The organism is Stenotrophomonas sp. ISL-67 (genome assembly GCF_018612915.1).
Lineage (GTDB): Bacteria > Pseudomonadota > Gammaproteobacteria > Xanthomonadales > Xanthomonadaceae > Stenotrophomonas.
Window position 1 is genome coordinate 199,070 of sequence record NZ_JAGGRL010000004.1, and the last position, 17,725, is coordinate 216,794.

Below are 17,725 nucleotides of genomic sequence, written 5' to 3' on the forward strand. Positions count from 1 at the left end.
ATCGTGGTGAGCGGCTGAACAAAACCGAACTGGGCCGTGCAGTATTGTCGCATGCCGGCCCCGCCAGCCCCGCTGGGGCACGGCCGCAAGCCCGCAACACTGCGTACCGCCGCGTTCTGTGCAGGCGGTCACAGACGACAGGGGTCTTCATCCGCGTATCGGCGAGGGTCGAGATTGGCGCCGGGCTGCGGCACACTGCCGCGATGACCGATCCCGCTTCAGACTTCCGCCTCTACCACTCCAATTCGCTCGACGTGCTGGCCGCCCTGCTGGCCCGGACCCTGCGCGAGCCGGTGGCGGGGCAGTCGATCCTGGAACCCGACGTCGTGCTGATTCCCCAGGTGGCCATGCGGCGCTGGCTGCAGTCCACCCTGGCGGCGGAGTATGGCATTGCCGCCAACCTGGCGTTCCTGACCCCGGGCGAGTTCGTGGCCCGCGCGCTCAACGCCAACGTGCCGGGCGAGCATGACGACCTGACCGCCGCCGCGCTGCATTGGAAGCTGTACGCCGTCCTGACCGACCCGGCCCTGATGGCGCCGCCACCGCTGCGCGCGTTGCAGGCCTACCTGTCCCAGCCGGACCCGCTCAAGCCGTGGGCACTGGCCGGCGAGCTGGCCGCGGTGTTCGAGAAGTACCAGGCCTGGCGCCGCGACTGGCTGCTGCGCTGGGAGGCCGGCGCCGACCCGCTGGATCCGCAGGCGATCCTGTGGCGCCACATCGGCCGCGGCCACCAGTACCGCGCGCGGCGCATCCACGCTTATCTGGAGGGCTTCGAAGGCGCCGACCGCCCGCTGCCGGCGGGGCTGCCGCCGCGGCTGTTCGCCTTTGCCACCTTGAACGTCTCACCAGATGTGCTGCGCGTGGTCGCCACGCAGGCGCGGGTCGGCACCCTGCATTTCTACCTGCCCACCCCGACCCGTTCGTACTGGGGCGACCTGCAGACCCTCGGTGGGCGATTGCGCTCGGGCGCGGCCGATCCGTTCGGCACTGGCAGTGATGAGAACCGCCTGCTGCAGGCCTGGGGCGCGGCCGGCCGCGACTTCATGGCGGTGCTGGGCAGTTATGAAGTGGTGCATCCCACCGGTGAGATCGCGGCCTACGACGATCCCGAGGACGACGCGCGCCCGGACATGGCGCATGGCGGCCTGGCCGACAGTCTGCTGCATCGACTGCAGCGCGACCTGTTCCACCGCCGCGCGCAGCCGGCCGGTGCGCTGCGCCCGGTGTTGCTGCGCAACGACCCCAGCCTGCAGGTGCATGCCTGTCACACCCGACTGCGCGAACTGCAGGTGCTGCACGACCAGCTGCGCGCGCTGCTGCAGGACCCGCGCTTCGACCCGCCGCTGCAGGCACGCGATATCGCGGTGCTGGCACCGGACATCGATCCGTACGTGCCGTACCTGGAAGCGGTGTTCGGTGGCCGCAGCGGTGGCGAAGACCACATTCCCTATGCCCTGGCCGATACCAGCCCGCTGACCGGCGAGCCGCTGGCCGATGTGTTCGTGCACCTGCTCGGCCTGCCGGTGTCGCGCTTTGGCCTCAACGAAGTGCTGGACCTGCTGGCCAGCGCGCCGCTGGCCGAAGCGGCAGGACTGGATGCGGCCGCGTTCGACCGCCTGCACGACTGGCTGCAGGCCGCTGGCGTACGTTGGGGCTTGAATGCGGCGCACCGCGCGCAGCACCAGGCACCGGACGATGACGCCTACACCTGGCAGTTCGCGCTGGACCGCCTGCTGCTTGGCCATGCCAGCGGCAGCGACGGCGACATTGCCGGGGTGGCGCCGTGGCCGGAGCTGGAAGGCAGCGCGCTGGATGCGCTGGACCGCCTGCTTGGCGTGATGCGGGTGCTGGCCCGTTACCAGCGCGCGCTGGGCGATGCGCTGACCCCGGCACAGTGGCGCCAGCGGCTGCTGGCGATGCTCGATGCGCTGCTGCCCGAAGCGCCGGAAGCAGCCAGCAGCCAGCGCGCGCTGGAGCGGCTGCGCAAACTGATCAATGAGTTCGCCCGCGATGCCGAACGGGCCGGGTTCGCCGGCACAGTGCCGCCGGATGTGGTGCGCGCGCATTTCTCCGGTGCGCTGAGCGAGGCCGATACGCGTGCGCCGCTGCTTACCGGCGGCATCAGCTTCGGGCGGATGGTGCCGATGCGGCTGCTGCCGTTCCGGGTGATCTGCGTGCTGGGCCTGAACGATGGCGACTTCCCGCGCCGCGACCCGGCCGCCGGGCTCAACCAGCTCACCGCCGAGCTCGGCACCGAAAAGCGCCGCCACGGCGACCGTTCACTGCGCGAGGATGACCGCTTCCTGTTCCTGCAGTTGTTCGCCTCGGCACAGGATGTGTTCTACCTCAGCTACCTGGGCGCCGACCCGCGCGATGGCAGCGTGCGCGAGCCCTCGGTGCTGGTCAGCGAGCTGATCGATGCCGCCGCCGAGTACCACCAGGATCCCCCGGCCGCTGCAAAGCAGCTGACCGTGCGCCATTCGCTGCAGCCGTTCTCGCCGGCCGCGTTCGGCGGGGGCGATGAGCCACGCCGTTTCAGCTACCGCCAGCAGTGGCACCCGGCGGCGGGTTCACTGGGCAGCGTGCGCCGCGCGCCGCCGGCCTGGTTCGAGCAGGCGTTGGCGCCGCTGGAGCAGGAGGGCGCCCCGGAACTGTCGCTGGATGCGCTGCGACGCTTCCTGACCGATCCGGCAGGGCAGTTCCTGTCGCAGCGGCTGGGCCTGCGCCTGCCGGAGGACCTGACCAGCGCAGATGACCTGGAGCCCCTGGTGCTGGCTGGCCGGGGGCTGGAACAACGCCTGCTGCAGCAGGCGGTCATCGAAGCGACCCTGCAGGGCGATGACACCCCCCTGTATGCCCGCCTGCGCGCCCGCGCGCTGCTGCCGTCCGGCGCACTGGGCGAACGCCAGTTCCAGGCCCTGCAGGAGCAGACTCGCCCCTATGCCCTGGCGTTGGCGCAATGGCGCGGCGACCGCGATGCCGACAGCCGCCGCTATGAGGTGGAGATCGACGGGGTGCGCCTGCATGGGCGGGTGGACGATATCCACCCGCAGGGCATCGCGCGCCTGCGCGCCGGCGGCCTGAACGGCCCGGCCGCGATCCGGCACGGGCTGGACTGGCTGCTGGCCAACGCCGCCGGTGACGCCTTGCCGCTGGTCGAGTTCCACGACGGGGGCGACGACGGGGTAGGGCCGCACGTGCTGCCGGCACTGCCTGCACCCACCGCCACGGCGGCCTTGCAGGCGCTGCTGCAGCTGCGCCGCGACGGCATGCGCGCGCCGTTGCTGTACGGGCCGTACACCGCGTGGACGCTTTACCGCGCGCCAGCCGCCAAGCGCGAGGGCGAAGGGTGGGCGCAATGGCATGGCGGCGACCGCCGGTGGGGCGAGGCCAGTGGTGATGCCGTGCAGTTGGCATTGCGCGGCCGCGATCCCTTCGCCGACCCCGACAGCTATCAACAACTGCTGCACACCAGCTTCGTGGTGTTCAGCGCGGTCCGCGAGGGCCGGGTGTTCCAGGGCTTCAGCGACGAAGGAGCCGTGGCATGAGCGAGGTGATGCTGCACGACGACCCGTACCTGGCGCTGCCGCTGGAGGGCGTGCGCCTGATCGAGGCCAGCGCCGGTACTGGCAAGACCTTCACCCTGGCCACGCTGTTCACCCGGTTGGTGGTGGAGCAGGGCTACCGGATCGGCCAGATCCTGGCGGTGACCTTCACCGACGCGGCCACCCAGGAGCTGCGCAAGCGCATCCGCGAGCGGCTGGCGCTGGCTGCGCAGTTGCTGGCGCGCGCGCCCGCAATCGACGAAGCCCCCGAGGTGCTGCTGACCCGCTACCTGCTGCAACGCGAACTGGCACAGGGCCGGGAAACGCCCGCCGCGCTGGCGCGGCGCCTGCAGACCGCCGCCGATGAGATCGACCTCGCATCGATCTTCACCATCCATGGTTTCTGCACCCGCGTGCTGCGCGAGCACGCACTGGAAAGCGGGCACACCTTCGACCCGCCCACGCTGCTGCCCAGCGAACGCGAACTGCATGACCAGCTTGCCGCCGACCTGTGGCGCGTGCATGCCAACGACCCAGCCACGGTGGATGCGCTGACCCGGCTGTGGTCGGCGCCCGACGCATTGGCGCGCGACCTGTCGTTACTGATCAAACCGCTGCCGCTGCTGCCCGCCCTGCCGCGCCACCGCCTCGACGACCCCAGTGCCACGCTGCAGGCGGCCGCCGACGCCCTAGCCATGGCGGTCGACCGCCACATCGAAGACGCGCAGGCAAGCATCGCCACCGCCTTCGACCGGAAGATCTTCGACGGCCGGCGTGCGCGCCGCCCCAGTTTCGACAAGGCCTTTGCCGACCTGCTGGCCGGTCGTGCGGCACGCAGCTGGCCACGCGGCGAGAAATCGCACCTGGGCAAGCTGCTGCCGGTGGCGCTGCTCGATTTCTGCAGAGAGGACCAGCAGGGCCAGTGCCCGGTGTCGCCATTGTTCGATGCGCTGCAGACCTGGTGGCACGCCGCCGATGCACGCGAGCAGTGGCTGCGCCAGCAGGCGCTGCTGCTGCTGCACCAGCTGCGGGAACAGGCGCGCGAGCGGCTGGACGCGCTCAAGCGGGTCGGCCGCGTGCAGACCTATGACGACCTGATCGACGGGGTAGCCGCCGCACTGGAAGGCCCGCACCGCGCGGCGCTGGTGCAGCAGCTGCGCGCGCAGTACCGCATTGCACTGGTGGATGAGTTCCAGGACACCGACGACCGCCAGTGGGGCATTTTCCAGCGCGTGTTCGGCGATTCGGCCGAGACCCGCGAGGCCGGGCTGGCGCCAGCGCTGTTCCTGATCGGCGACCCCAAGCAGGCCATCTACGGTTTCCGCGGCGGCGATATCCACACTTACCTCAAGGCCAAGCGCGAAGCGGTGGCCGCACCCGCGTTGAACCGCAACTTCCGCTCGCGCCCCGGCGTGCTGCGCGCGCTGCAGGCGTTGTACGAAGCCGCAGGCGAGCGCGCGTTCCTGGAAGCGGACATCGCCTTTGAACCGGTGCTGCCGGGCAGCACCCGCACCGATACCGATTTCCTGCGCGATGGCCAGCCCGCACCCGGGTTGACCCTGCGCCTGCTGCGCAGTGACGACGGTGCTGACTTCAAGGCAGACCCCTCGCGCCAGCAGGCCACCGAAGCCTGCGTGGCCGCGATTCACCAGGTGCTGCTGGAGGGTCGCGAAGGCCGCGCGCTGCTGCGCGGGCAGCCGGTGCAGCCAGGCGACATCGCGGTGCTGGTGCGGCGCCACCACGAAGCCACCCGCATCCAGCGCGCGCTGAGCGCGGTGGGCATTCCGGCGGTGGCTGCCGGCAAGCAGAGCCTGTATGCGACCGCCGAAGCCCGCGAGCTGCGTGTGCTGCTGCTGGCCCTGCTGCAGCCGGCCGATGAAGGCCGCTTGCGCGCGGCGCTGTCGACCGTGCTGCTGGGCGAAAACGCCGCCTCCATCGACGCGATGGAGCGCGACGGCGACCCGCAGCGCGCGTTCCAGACCCGGCTGCTGCTGTGGCGGGAACGCTGGCTGCGCGGCGGACCGTTCGCGGTCATCGCCGACCTGTGCGCCGAACACGCCGAGCGCCTGCTGGGCCTGCTGGATGGCGAGCGCCGGCTCACCAACTACCTGCAGCTGGGCGAGCTGCTGCAGCAGGCCGCGGGCCAGGCGCTGGGCATGCACGGCCTGCTGGACTGGCTGCAGGTGCAGATGGCACACGCCGACCAGGACGACGAACAACAGCTGCTGCGGCTGGAATCGGATGCGCGCCGGGTGCAGATCATCACCCTGCACAAGAGCAAGGGCCTGGAATACCCGCTGGTGTTCCTGCCGTTCGTGGGCATCGACAGCGGTGGCGGCAACACCGATTCCAACTGCACCGTGTACGCCGACGGTCGCCGCGAGCTGCACTGGAAGCTGGACAAGGACGAAGCCTGGAGCGCGGCCAGCGAGCGCAGCGCACAGGAGCAACGCGCTGAAGACGCGCGCCTGCTGTATGTGGGCCTGACCCGCGCTGAGCACGCGTTGTGGATCGCTGCCGGCGACCTGGCCGGGCTGGCGAAGACGCGGCTGGCGCCGATGCTGTCCGACCTGGAAGCGCTGCGCGCGCACCCGGACATCGCGGTGATCGAAGGCCCGGCGGAGCCACGCCCGGCGCAGCTGCCCGTGCAGCGCGAAGGCGAGCTGCCGCCGGTGCGCGCGGTCACCCGGCGGGTGCCGCACGACTGGTGGGTGTACAGCTTCACCCAGCTGGCCCACGCCGATGCCGGCCACGACACCGACGCGGTGGCTACCGAAGCGCCAGCTCCGGCTGCCGACGAACCGGCCGGCCTGGAACTGCCGCTGGAAGTGGAACCGCCCGCGCCCGGTGAGCCGCAGCCGGAGATCGACCCGCGCTTCATGGGCAGCCGCTTCGGCAACGTGCTGCACGATGCACTGGAGAACACCGATTTCGCGCGCTGGGCCCACTGGCGCGCGGGCGACCCGGCACCGGGCGATGAGGCCGAGGTGCTGCGCGAATCGCTGCGCAGCGAAGGCTACGCCGATGCCGACCTGGATGACGGCGTGGCGGTGCTGGTGCCGCTGGTCGGCCAGACCCTGACGGTGCAGCTGCCCGAAGGCGGCGCGCTGCACAGCTTGCCGCTGCACGACAGGCGGGCCGAAATCGAGTTCCACTTCGCCATGCAGCCCACCGCGGTGCCGGCGCTGCTGCAGCTGCTGCACCACCACGGGCTGGTGCCGGACCGCCGCGGCTTTGGCACGCGACGCCAGCTCGAGGGGCTGATGACCGGCAAGATCGACCTGACTTACGTGCGCGACGGACGCTGGTATGTGCTCGACTACAAATCCAACCGCTTGCCCGGCTACGACGCCGCGCGCCTGGCGGCCGCCATGCAAGGCAGCGAGTACGACCTGCAGGCCTTGATCTACACCGTGGCACTGCACCGCTGGCTGCGTTTCCGGCTGGGCAGCCACTACACACAGGAGCGCGACCTGGGCGGCATCCGCTATCTGTTCTGCCGCGGCCTGGAAGCGGGACGCGCGGACGCACCGGGCGTGCACGCGCAGCGCTTTGCCCCGGCCCTGGTCGAGGCGATGGATGCACTGTTCGCAGGCGGCCCCGAGAAGCACGCCGAACTGGTGGCACGCGCGCGGGGTGAGGCATGAGCCTGCTCGACGCACTGCTGAAGCAGGGCACCCTGCGCACGCTCGACCATGCGCTGGCGCAGAGCCTGCGCCGGCTGCGCCCGGATACGCCGGATGCGGTGCTGGCCGCCGCCGCACTGGCCTCGCTCGCGGTGGCGCAGGGCCACGCCGGAGTCGACCCGGCAGCGCCCAGACGGTTGGTGGATGCCGAGCTGGACTGGCCTTCGCCGGACACATGGCTGGCGCAGCTGCGTGCATCGCCGTGGGTGGCATCGCCCGCCAGCGACGACGTGTTGGCCGCCGATGCACCGCTGGTGCTCGAACACGGCCTGTTGTACCTGCGCCGTTACCGCGAATACGAACGCCGTTTGGCACTCGGCCTGCAGCGCATTGCCGCGCATTCCTTGCCCGCGCACGATCCGGGCGGGCTCGCCACGCTGTTCGCCCAGCTGTTCCCGCAGGCGCTGGAGGGCATCGACCACCAGGCGCGCGCGGCTGCAGTGGCGCTGCGCCATCCGCTGGTGCTGGTCACCGGTGGCCCCGGTACCGGCAAGACCACCACCATCGCGCGCCTGCTGGTGCTGCTGGCCGCGCAGGCGCAGCAGGCCGGTGCGGCCCTGCCACGGGTGGCACTGGCCGCCCCCACCGGCCGCGCCGCCGAGCGCATGGCCGACAGCCTGCGCCAGGCGCTGCAGCGGCTGCGCCTGGTGGGTGTCGCGTCCGAACTGGCCGAGGCCATGCCGACCACCGGGGCGACCCTGCACCGGTTGCTGGGCGTCATTCCCGATTCGCCACGCTTCCGCCACCACGCCGACAACCCGCTGCCGTACGACATCGTGGTAGTGGACGAGGCCTCGATGATCGACCTGCCGCTGATGACCAAGCTGGTCGAAGCGGTGGCCGGCGGCACCCGGCTGGTGCTGCTGGGCGACCCGGACCAGCTGCCGTCAGTGGAAGCCGGCGACGTGCTCAGCGCGATCCTGCAGGCCAGCGGCGATGGCCTGGGCACCCAGGCCGACGATGCGGCCGCGCTGGGCCCGCTGCTGGCCGCGCCCGCACTGCTGCCGCTGGCCCCCGCGCAGGCCTTCGCCGGTCGCCGCGTACAGCTGCAGCGTGGCTACCGGCAGAGCGATGCGCTGGATCTGTCTCCGCTGGCGCGCGCCGTGCGCGAGGGCGACAGCGCCACCGCGCTGCAGCTGCTGCGTGCGGGTACGTTGGCCGGCGTGGCCTTCCACGAAGACCAGGTTGATCCGCTGCTGCAGCATCGCCAGACCCTGCTGGCGCACTGGCGCGGATTGGGCGAGGCCGACGATCCGGTGCAGGCGCTGGCGCAGGCGGGCCGGCTGCGCCTGCTCACGGCCCTGCGCGAAGGCCCGCAGGGCGCGCGCGGTCTCAACGAGCGGATCGAGGCGGCACTGGCTGGCAGCGCGCGTCCAGGCGGTGGCCCGCGCTACTTCCATGGCCGGCTGCTGCTGATCACCGAGAACAGCTACCGGCACCGCCTGTTCAATGGCGATATCGGCCTGTGCCTGCGCAACCGCGAAGGCGCGGTGCTGGCCTGGTTCCCCGGCGACAGCCCGGAGCAGCCGCGCGCGTTCCACCCGGCGGCGTTGCCCGCGCACGAAAGCGCGTTCGCCATGACGGTGCACAAGGCGCAGGGGTCGGAGTTCGATGAGGTCTGGTTGCAGCTGCCACGGCGCGACAACCGGGTGCTGTCGCGCGAGCTGGTGTATACCGGCATGACCCGCGCGCGGCAGGCGCTGCATGTACTGGGCAGCGCGGACGTGTTGCAGGCCGCGTTGGCGCGGCACGCCAGCCGGTTGTCCGGGCTGGCGCAGCGACTGGATGGTAGAGCCGGGCTTTGCCCGGCTGCACCTGAAGCGCCCGCCCAAGGCGAACTCTGGTAGAGAAAGGCGCTACCGCCCCTTACAGAATCAGGCGTCGCCTTCTTCTTCTTCTTCTTCCCCGGGGATCAGCACGGTGCCGTCTGGGTACACGATCGCACCGTCGCCGCTGACATCGAAGAAGCCGACCTGGTGCTTGTTGGCCAGGATCTGCACCTGGCCATGGGCGTCTTCGGCCACGTCGTCGTCGAACGAGGCATAGATCACATGGGTGCCGATGCTGTAGTCGGTCACCTGCGGGCGGTCATCCTCGTCATCGGACAGCGGGCCGTCCATCGGCGGGAAGTCTTCGGCGAGTTCGGCGAAGAAGGCCTGCAGCGCCGGCACCGAGACGGCCGCGTCGTCGTACTCGTGCTTCTCGTTCCATTCGGTCTGCGCGTCGTACCACTGCAGGAACGCCTCGGCGTCGCGTGGCGCCACGCCCGGGTCGAATACCATCACGTCGTAACTCATTGGGGATCACCTTGTTCCATGCAGGAATGCAGGGCGTCAGGATACTCCGCCCTGTGTGACCGCCGGCTGCTCCGGGAACAGCGCGTAGCGCAGTCCCAACACGCCCATCAGCGCTTCATCACGCGCCTTGCCGGCCTCCACCGTCTGCACCCGCTTCAGCGAGGCCTCCAGCTTGGCCTTGAGCGCCAGCGGGGCAGGCTGCGGCCGGTGCAACGCCACCTGGGCGCGATAATGCACGGCCACGTCGTCCAGGATCGCCTCGATCGCCTGCATGCTCGCCGCCGGCAGCCCATGCCGTGCCCGGCGCAGTTGCAGAATGTTCAGGCCGATGCGGGCCTCGGTGAGCATGTCCACCGAGGCGATGTCGCTGCCCTCGGGGGTGGCCGCCAGGCGCGGGGCCAGCAGGCCCAGCAGGTCCAGCATGCGCGCGGCGAACTGCTGGCGGTCCTGCTGGCCACGGCCTTCGGCGGCTTCGGCCAGCGTGGTCCAGCCCTGGCGCACCAGGCGGCGGGCGGTCCATTCAGCGCCCACCGAGCGGAACAGGCGGGTCATCACCACGGCAAAGCCAATGCCGATGAACATCGCCACCGACGAATTGATGAAGCTCTGGATGTTGGCGCTGTAGGTGTTCTGCACGTTCAGCAGCGCCACCAGGTTGACCGTCAGCGGCAACCCGATCAGCGCGGTCTTGGGCTGGTGCAGCAGCAGCCCCAGCGGCAGGAAGATCACCGCCAGTACCAGCGCCAGGCTGCCGAAGTCATGCACCGCCGGGAACACCCCGAACAGGTACACGCCGGCCACCAGGCTGGCCACGATCGCCCACAGCAGGAACTGCAGCATGCTCGGCGCCGGGTCGTCCTGCGCGGCGAAGAACGCGGCTGCCACCGCAGCCATCATCGCGCCGTTGCCACCGCCTTCCCAGCCCAGCCCGATCCACAGCGCGCAGTACGTCATCAGCGCGACGCCGGCACTGGCCGCCGAGAACAGCGCCATGCCGTAGTCCACGTGGCGCGCGGCGCCCACGCGCTTGGCGTGGACGCGGTAGTGGGCGGTATCGCGCGGGGCGCTGCCGTGTTCAATCGCGTCCTGGAGTGTCGCGCAGTCCTGCCACAGGTCCACCAGCTCTTCCAGGCGCAGCAGCAGGGTGACCAGCAGCAGGTGGTCCAGTTCCCCGTCCACCGCTGGCTTCAGGGCCAGGATGCGCTCGCGCAGGGCGGCGTATTCGTCGGCGGTGGAACGGCCGGGCCGCTCCAGCCAGTGCGCGATGTCGTTCACCAGCGGCTCCAGCCCCGGCGGCAGCGCGCGGCCGCCGGCGCGAAGCGCGCCCAGCCGGTCGGCAATGGACGACAGCACCGGCAGCATCAGCAGCATGCGTTCGCGCAGCCGCTCCATCGACACCGCTGCACCGGCATGGCGCGGGTCATCGCGGCGCAGGAACGCGATCAGCGCCTCGAACTGCACCAGGTCGGCGGCCAGCCGGTTGCGCGGGCCATGTGCCTGGCCGCGCAGCAGGATCTGCCGGCACCATTGCGCGGCATCGTCCATCCAGTTGCCGATCCGCGCGCGCAGCATCGGCCGCGCCGAGGTCGGGAAGAACAGCGAGGCGAACAGCACCGCCACCACCGTGCCCAGGATGATCTCCTCGCTGCGCGCCACCACCGTGTCGAAGATGGTGTCGGGCGAGGTCACGGCGGGGAAGCCGATGAAGGCGGTGGTGTAGCCGGCCAGCAGGAAGGCATAGCCGCGCGGGCCACGGTTGAGCAGGGCGATGAACAGGCACGTCGACAGCCACAGCGACATCGCCGCGCTCAGCAGCAGCGGGGTTTCCACCAGGTGCGGCAGCATCCACAGCGTGGCCGCACCGGCGATGAGCGTGCCGACGATGCGGTACACGCCCTTGGCCCGGGTCGGGCCCAGCATCGGCTGGGTGACGATGTACACGGTGGCCATTGCCCAGTAGGGGCGCGACAGGTTGCCGGCGAGGCCGATGTACAGCGCGGCGAGCGCGGCCAGGAAGGTCTTGACCGAAAACAACCACGCCTGGCGGTCCAGCAGCAGCATCGGGGTTAGTCCTGCCAACCAACAGCATGCCGACCAACAGTCGGCACTACCGGTGCCTGGGCTACCGCGTCGGCGTTCCAGCCGCCGCCGAGTACCAGGAACAGCTGGATCTGGTCGCGCGACACCTGCGCCTGCTGCTGGGCCAGCGTGGCATCGGCCGAGACCAGGGTGCGGTCCGCATCCAGGCTGGACAGGTAAGGGGTGCGTCCGCCCTGGTACAGCCGGCGGTTCTGCTCGGCGGCCAGTGCAGCCTGTGCCTGCGCCTGCTGCAGCGACTGCAGGCGTTGCAGGTCGTGCGCGTAGCGGCTGAGCGCGGTCTGGGTTTCGCGCAGTGCCTGCAGCACGCTGTGGTCGAACTCGGCCAGCGCCGCATCCGCACCGGCTTCGGTGGCGTGGATACGCGCGTGGGTACCGGAGGATGGCAGCGTCCACGAGATCAGCGGACCGATCGACCACTGCTGGGTCAGCGGTTCGCCAAAATCGGCCAGCAGCCCGGCCGCGCCGAGCGACGCGCCCAGACGGATATCCGGATAGAGCTCGGCCGTGGCCACGCCGATCCGCGCGGTGGCGGCGGCCAGCCGGCGTTCGGCCTGGCGGATGTCGGGGCGGCGCTGCAGCAGTGCGCGGCCATCGCCCACCGGCAGCGGCTGGGCCAGGGTCGGGGCGTGTTCGCACGCGTCCACGCCCCCGGGTAGCTGGCCCGGGGTGCGGCCGAGCAGGGCGGCCAGCTGGTACTCGGAGGCCTGGCGCTGGGCGTGCAGCGGCGGCAGCGCCGCTTCCAGCATCGCCACCTGGGCATTGGCGCGGGCCAGTTCCGGCGGCGTACCGCGCCCGGCGCTGATCAGGCGTTGGGTCACTTCGCGGCTGCGCTGCTGCAGCTGCAGGGAATGTTCGGCCACGTGCAGCTCGTGGTTGGCGTGGCAGATCTCCACGTAACTGCCGGCCACCTGGGCCACCAGCGAGACCCGCGCCAGGTCCATGGCGGCGGCAACCGACTGTTCATCGGCGCGTGCGGCCTCGGCCGCGCGCTTGAGCTTGCCGAACAGGTCGAACTGGTAGGAGACCGCGAACTTGCCGTCGGCCAGGTTGATCGGCGGCAGTTCGTGCTCGAGCAGGAACGATTCGGCCGACAGCTGCGCGCGGCTCACCCCGGCTTCGGCTTCGTATTCGAAGCCACCGGCATCCAGCGCCTGCTCGTACACGGCAGCCGCGCGGCGCAGGTTGGCGTCGGCGACCCTGAGTTCGACGTTGTCGCGCAGCGCCTGTTCCACCAGCCCGTTGAGCGTGGCGTCCTGGTACAGCTCCCACCAGCGTGCCGGCAGCTCGGCGCCGGGCGCCACCTGCGGGTTGGCGGTGTCGATGAAGGCGGCATTGGCGGCCGGGCGCTGGAACGCCGCACCGGACGGTACCGCGTAATCGGGGCCGACCGTGCGGCACGCCGCCAGGCTGCTGGTCAGTGCCAGCGCGAAGGCGATGCGGTGCAGGGCCGGGCGGTTCACAGTGCCGCCCGTGCCGGGTGCGCCGGGGTGGTCGGCGTGGTGTCCGGCTCGATGGTGACCGTGGCGGTGCGCCCGGCAATGAGGTTCACGCCGTCGGGGACGTTGTCGATGTGGATGCGCACCGGGATGCGCTGGGCCAGCCGCACCCAGTCGAAGGCCGGGGTCACGTTCGGCAGCAGGCTGGAGCCTTCGCTGCGGTAACGGTCCTCGATGCCGGCGGCGATGCTCTGCACGTGGCCCTGCAGCGGCTGGGCCTCGCCCATCAGGCGGATGTCGACCTTCTGCCCGGCATGCACGCCGCGCAGGCGGGTTTCCTCGAAGTAGCCGTCCACCCGGAACGAGCCGGTATCCAGCACCGCGATGACCGGGCGACCGGCAGTGACGTAGTCACCGGCGCGCACGGTGCGGTCGTTGACGTGGCCGTCGCTGGGGCTGCGCACTTCGGTGCGGTCCAGGTTGAGTTTGGCCAGGTCGACTGCGGCCTGCGCGGTGGCGGAGGAGGCCTGTGCGGCCTGCAGCTTGGCACGGCGCACTTCGGCGTCCTCGGCCGCCACCAGGTCCTGCAGGCTGTGGTCGCGCGCGATCTCGCGGCGCAACTGCTCCAGCGTGGCGCGGCGCTCGCCGAGCGTGGCCTGGGCCTGTTCCAGTGCGATCTGGTAGCGCGCACGGTCGACCACGAACAGCACTTCGCCGCGCTTCACCGGTTGGTTGTCGGCCACCTTCACCGCTTCCACCAGGCCGGACACGTCCGGCGCGACCTGGACCACATCCGCGCTGACATGCGCATCGCGCGTCCACGGCTCATCCATGTAGTACGACCACAGGTGGCGCAGCACCAGCAGGGCGGCGATGACGGCAACCACGGTCAGGACGACCGGGAGGGTGTGTTTGAGGATCTTGTTCACGATTGCATCCAACGCATCAGGGAAAACAACCCGCCGAGCACGATCACGTACACGGCCAGGTTGAACAGGGCGGGGTGCCAGATGTGGCGGTAGGCGCCGGTGCGCTGCAGGCCCAGGCGCAGCCCGCTCTTGAGCAGGTAGGCCAGCAGCATCAGCCCGAGCAGGGTCGGGACGAACACACCATAGAGACTGAATTCACCGTACATCGGGGCAGGAAGTTCGCAGGAAAGCGGAAAGGGGAATGCCACGGCGTCGCAGCGCAACACCGGCAGGTGAAACGAGGGGCAGCGCTTACGTCACACGTTCGGACGCATCGGCCAGCAGCTTCCAGAGCTTCAGCACGGTGCGCAGTTCCTCGGTCGACAGCTCGCCGAACACGTCCTGGCGCAGGCCGATCAACTGGGTCTCGAGCTCGCTGACCAGCGCCTCGCCCTTGTCGGTCAGCCACAGCAGGTTGGCCCGGCGGTCGCTGGCGTCGGACTCGCGACGGACCAGCTCGCTGGCCGACAGCTTGTCCAGCAGGCGCACCAGCGAGGGACCTTCCATGCCGAGCTGCTGGGCCAGGGTGACCTGGCGGATGCCTCCACCGGCACGGCCGATCAGCAGCAGCGGCATGGTGCAGGCGGCCGAAATGCCATAGCTGCCCAAGGCCTGATCGGCCAGGCGCTGCCATTGCCGCCCTGAATGGAGCAGGCCGGAGCTGAGCTGCATCTGCAGCAGGGTGCGTTCGTCGAGGGAGCGTTTCATGGCAGATAGATAGGATACTACTAATTCGCGTCCTATCAATACCCCCGACCCAACCGCAGCCCAACGCCGGGCGACGCCCGGGGGGTCTGTCGGGTACGATGCTCGCCCCCCTTCGGGTGCTGTATGTAATGAGCAGACAAGACAACGACGCAACCCCGGTGACCCAGGACGAGGCCGAATCGGCCGTGCGCACCCTGCTGCGCTGGGCCGGCGAAGATCCCACCCGTGAAGGCCTGCTGGACACCCCGCGGCGCGTCGCCGAAGCCTATGGCGACTGGTTCAGCGGCTACCGCGACGACCCGCGCGCCTACATGGAACGCACCTTCGAAGAAGTTGCCGGCTACGACGAACTGATCGTGCTGCGCGACATCGAGTACGAAAGCCACTGCGAACACCACATGGCGCCGATCATCGGCCGCGTGCACGTGGGCTACCTGCCGGCCGGCAAGGTGGTGGGCATCAGCAAGCTGGCCCGCGTGGTGGAGGCCTATGCCCGCCGCTTCCAGGTCCAGGAAAAGATGACCGCGCAGATCGCCCAATGCATCCAGGACGTGCTGCAGCCGATCGGCGTGGGCGTGGTGGTGGAAGGTGCGCACGAGTGCATGACCACCCGCGGCATCCACAAGCGCGGCGTCAGCATGGTCACCTCCAAGATGCTGGGCAGCTTCCGCGAAGACGCCCGCACCCGTGCCGAGTTCCTGCGCTTCATTGAAGTGGGCGGCAAGCGCTGAGTACCCCGCGCGCCCGGCACGCCTGTGCCGGGCCGGTGCCCCTCCCGCTGCGCGGCGCCTGGCCGCGCAGCGTCTATCCGGATGTCCTGGCTGCATGAAGCACCGCGAACGCATCACCCGTTACCGCGCCCTGCGCGAACAGCCCCAATGGAAGCTGCTGGCCGCTGCCAACGCCCCGGAGATCATCGGCCTGCTGCAGAGCCTGCTGATGGACGGCGAGCGCACCCTGCCGGCGGCAGCGCTGCACGAACGCCTGCAGCGCGCGCTGGACCAGCTCAACGGCGAAGAGCTGTCGCGCGACCTGCCGCGCACCGCCCAGGCCTACATCGCCCATTGGCTGGCACAGGGCTGGCTGGAGCGGCGCCTGCCCGAGGGTGCGGACCAGGAGCAGTACGAGCTGTCCACCCAGGCACTGCAGGCGATCCGTTTCGCCGACAGCCTGGAACAGAGCCGCGTGGCGGCCACCGAAAGCCGCTTGGCGCTGGTGATCGAACAGCTCTCGCAGCTGGCCGCGCAGACCGAATCCGACCCGGACGCACGCCTGTCGGCGCTGCGCGACGAGCGCGATCGCATCGATGCGGAGATCGCACGCGTCGGCGTGGGCCGCGTGGTGACCCTGGACGGCAAGCGCGCGCTGGAGCGGGCGCGCCAGATCATCGGCCTGGCCGACGACCTCACTGAAGACTTCCGCCGCGTCCGCGACGACTTCGAGCGCCTGAACCGCGAGTTCCGCGAACGCATCATCGACGACGAAAGCGAGCGCGGCGATGTGCTGTCGCGGCTGTTCGAGGGCGTGGACGTGATCGGCGACAGTGACGCCGGGCGCAGCTTCCAGGCCTTCTGGCGGTTGCTCAACGATGCCGAACAGAGCGCCCAGCTGGATGCGGCGCTGGAGACCGTGCTCGCGCGCGGATTCGCCCGGAAACTGGACCGCGACGAGCGCGCCTTCCTGCGCGGCTTCACCGGCACCATGCTCGACCGCGGCGGCCAGGTCCACGATGTGCTGCAGCACTTCGCCCGCAGCCTGCGCGGCTTCGTGCAGAGCCGTGGCTACCTGGAACAGCGCCGGCTCAACCAGCTGCTCAAGCAGGCGCAATCCGAGGCACTGGCGCTGCGTGATGAATTCACCGCCCAGCGGCCCATTGGCCGGGACCTCCAGCTCACCACCAGCCGCCTGCGTTCGTGGTCGCAGTGGAAACTGCACGACCCGCGCAGCGCGCAGGTCGACGGCAGCGTGCAGCGCAACGATGCCGCCAGCATTTCACTGGAAAGCGTCGGCGACCTGGTGGCGTCGTCGGAAATCGACTTCCGCACCCTGCGCCGCGACCTGCACGACCTGCTGGCCATTCAACCGAAACTGAGCATCGGGCAGGCCCTGTCGCAACGCGAAGCACCCCAGGGCTTGGGCAGCGTGATCGGCTACCTGTCGCTGGGCACGCGCCATGGCACGGTCGTTGAAGGCGAACAGGAAACCGCGCATTGGCGTGGCGGCGATGGACAGTGGCGGCGGGCCCGCATCCCGTTGGTTTGGTTCACCCAGGAGAAACGCCATGAACTGGCATGAAGATTCCAACGACGTCGCCCTCGTCGACGCCGCCGCACACGACCTCGACGCAGAGCCGGTGGTGGTGACGCCGCTGCCACGACGCAATAATGACGTGTACTACCTGGGCGACACCGGCCGCCTGCCGCTCGACGGGCGCCGCGCGCTGTGCCAGCTGCTGATCGGCCCCAGCATCGACCAGCTGCGCCACCCCAAGCTGTGGCCGGCGCTGATCCGCAGCGAGGCGGCCATCCGTTCATCGCTCGCCGACCTGTTCCTGGAACTGGTGCTGGACCGCGACAGTGGCGTGGCCTTCACCCGCCAGGCCGACACCGAAGACGTTGAAGCGCCGGTGCTGCTGCGCAGCTCGCCGTTGACCTTCATCGACTCGGTGCTGCTGCTGTATCTGCGCCAGCAGCTGGCCGAGGCGGACGCGCGCGGCAATCGCGCCGTCGTGGCCGACACCGAGATGGCCGAAGCCTTGGCGATCTACGAGAAGAACCTGTCCACCGACCGCGCCGGCTTCAATCGCCGTGTTGCGGCAGCGGTGCAGAAGATGAAAGAGAATCACATCCTGACCCGCCTGGCAGGCCAGGAAGACCGGCACGAAGTGTCGCCAGCGCTGAAACTGTTGTTCTCCGCCGAAGACGTGTCCGCGCTCTCGTCGGTTTACCGCCAGTTGCGCGAAACCCCAGCTGCCAAAGCCTGAAC

At 70.1% G+C, this 17,725-nt stretch carries 12 protein-coding genes; 6 read left to right on the forward strand and 6 right to left on the reverse strand.

Translation table 11 applies throughout. From position 1 onward, the window contains the following. Nucleotides 1-203: 203 nt before the first annotated feature. From recC to recD, 3 genes are read left to right on the forward strand one after another with little or no spacing between them, the layout of a single operon-like run. Complete coding sequence (gene recC, locus J7J08_RS06795) at nucleotides 204-3,548, forward strand: exodeoxyribonuclease V subunit gamma (RefSeq protein ID WP_214903020.1); 3,345 nt, start codon at nucleotides 204-206, stop codon at nucleotides 3,546-3,548. Further along, entirely contained in the window at nucleotides 3,545-7,192 is a 3,648-nt protein-coding gene (recB, locus tag J7J08_RS06800; protein ID WP_214903023.1) for an exodeoxyribonuclease V subunit beta, read from the forward strand. The genes recC and recB overlap by 4 nt, the downstream gene beginning before the upstream one ends. Continuing rightward, entirely contained in the window at nucleotides 7,189-9,078 is a 1,890-nt protein-coding gene (recD, locus tag J7J08_RS06805; RefSeq protein WP_214903025.1) for an exodeoxyribonuclease V subunit alpha, read from the forward strand. Before recB ends, recD begins: the two co-directional genes overlap by 4 nt. 27 nt (nucleotides 9,079-9,105) lie before the next feature. On the opposite strand, the gene J7J08_RS06810 is transcribed toward recD, so the two are convergent. From J7J08_RS06810 to J7J08_RS06835, 6 genes are all read right to left on the reverse strand, one after another. Next, entirely contained in the window at nucleotides 9,106-9,528 is a 423-nt protein-coding gene (locus J7J08_RS06810) for a hypothetical protein (protein ID WP_214903027.1), read from the reverse strand. A gap of 36 nt (nucleotides 9,529-9,564) precedes the next feature. Further along, nucleotides 9,565-11,589, reverse strand: a complete 2,025-nt coding sequence (locus J7J08_RS06815) for an FUSC family protein (protein WP_214903029.1) — start codon at nucleotides 11,587-11,589, stop codon at nucleotides 9,565-9,567. 5 nt (nucleotides 11,590-11,594) lie between these two features. Next, on the reverse strand, nucleotides 11,595-13,088 hold the full coding sequence (locus J7J08_RS06820) for an efflux transporter outer membrane subunit (protein ID WP_214903031.1): 1,494 nt from the start codon (nucleotides 13,086-13,088) through the stop codon (nucleotides 11,595-11,597). Next, a complete protein-coding gene (locus tag J7J08_RS06825) occupies nucleotides 13,085-13,993 on the reverse strand; it encodes an HlyD family secretion protein (RefSeq protein WP_214903033.1) in 909 nt (302 codons plus the stop codon). The genes J7J08_RS06820 and J7J08_RS06825 overlap by 4 nt, the downstream gene beginning before the upstream one ends. Beyond that, nucleotides 13,990-14,199: a DUF1656 domain-containing protein gene (locus tag J7J08_RS06830; protein ID WP_214903121.1), complete on the reverse strand. Its 210-nt coding sequence runs from the start codon at nucleotides 14,197-14,199 to the stop codon at nucleotides 13,990-13,992. Before J7J08_RS06830 ends, J7J08_RS06825 begins: the two co-directional genes overlap by 4 nt. A gap of 85 nt (nucleotides 14,200-14,284) precedes the next feature. After that, nucleotides 14,285-14,740: a MarR family transcriptional regulator gene (locus tag J7J08_RS06835; protein ID WP_214903035.1), complete on the reverse strand. Its 456-nt coding sequence runs from the start codon at nucleotides 14,738-14,740 to the stop codon at nucleotides 14,285-14,287. A 128-nt stretch (nucleotides 14,741-14,868) separates the two neighbouring features. On the opposite strand from J7J08_RS06835, the gene folE reads away from it, so the two are divergent. From folE to J7J08_RS06850, 3 genes are all read left to right on the forward strand, one after another. Then, complete coding sequence (folE, locus tag J7J08_RS06840) at nucleotides 14,869-15,471, forward strand: GTP cyclohydrolase I FolE (RefSeq protein WP_214903037.1); 603 nt, start codon at nucleotides 14,869-14,871, stop codon at nucleotides 15,469-15,471. Between the two features lie 94 nt (nucleotides 15,472-15,565). Beyond that, nucleotides 15,566-17,035 carry a DUF3375 domain-containing protein gene (locus tag J7J08_RS06845; RefSeq protein WP_214903040.1) on the forward strand — a complete coding sequence of 490 codons (1,470 nt, stop codon included), beginning with the start codon at nucleotides 15,566-15,568 and terminating at the stop codon, nucleotides 17,033-17,035. Next, the gene (locus J7J08_RS06850; RefSeq protein WP_214903043.1) at nucleotides 17,022-17,723 is read left to right on the forward strand and encodes a DUF4194 domain-containing protein; all 702 of its coding nucleotides are present in this window, start codon (nucleotides 17,022-17,024) and stop codon (nucleotides 17,721-17,723) included. The genes J7J08_RS06845 and J7J08_RS06850 overlap by 14 nt, the downstream gene beginning before the upstream one ends. The last annotated feature ends 2 nt before the right edge of the window (nucleotides 17,724-17,725 follow it).